The organism is Pseudomonas sp. LSJ-87, from assembly GCF_032971465.1.
In the GTDB taxonomy this organism is placed as follows: Bacteria; Pseudomonadota; Gammaproteobacteria; order Pseudomonadales; family Pseudomonadaceae; genus Aquipseudomonas; species Aquipseudomonas putida_Z.
Genome location: NZ_JAWJYQ010000120.1, coordinates 1 through 505 on the forward strand (window position 1 = coordinate 1; position 505 = coordinate 505).

1 protein-coding gene is annotated in these 505 nt (G+C 64.8%); it reads right to left on the bottom strand.

Annotated features, from left to right (window positions below):
• The coding region (locus tag RYH74_RS26340; protein ID WP_317410629.1) for a condensation domain-containing protein at positions 1–505 on the bottom strand (505 nt) is incomplete at both ends.

Below are 505 nucleotides of genomic sequence, written 5' to 3' on the forward strand. Positions count from 1 at the left end.
CCGCACAGCGGCCTCGTCGGCGTTTGCCTGCTCCTCGATGGCCAGCTTGAATGGTACCTGGGCATGAATGACCTGCACCGCCTGCTCGCCGTCCAGGCGGAAGGTGGTGCGCAGGGTTTCGTGGCGCTCGATCAAGGCGCCGAAGGCTTGTTGCAGAGCAGCGATATCCAGCGCCCCGGCCAGCTTCAGTGCGGCCGGAATGTTGTAAGTGGCGCTGTGCGGTGCCCATTGCCACAAGAACCACTGCCGTTGCTGGGCATAGGAAAGCGCCAGCGGCTGCTCCCGGGAAACCCGCCCAATGACGCTGGAGCAAGCCTGCTCGCCTTGCGCTGCAAGCCTGGCGAAGTCGGCCAGGCTCGACGTTTCGAACAGCGCGCGCAACTGCAGCTCCACGCCCAGGCTCTGACGTACCCGGGAGATCACCTGGACGGCGAGCAGGGAATGCCCACCCAGTTCGAAGAAGTTGTCGCCAAGGCCTACCCGCTCCAGTTTCAGCACATCGGCC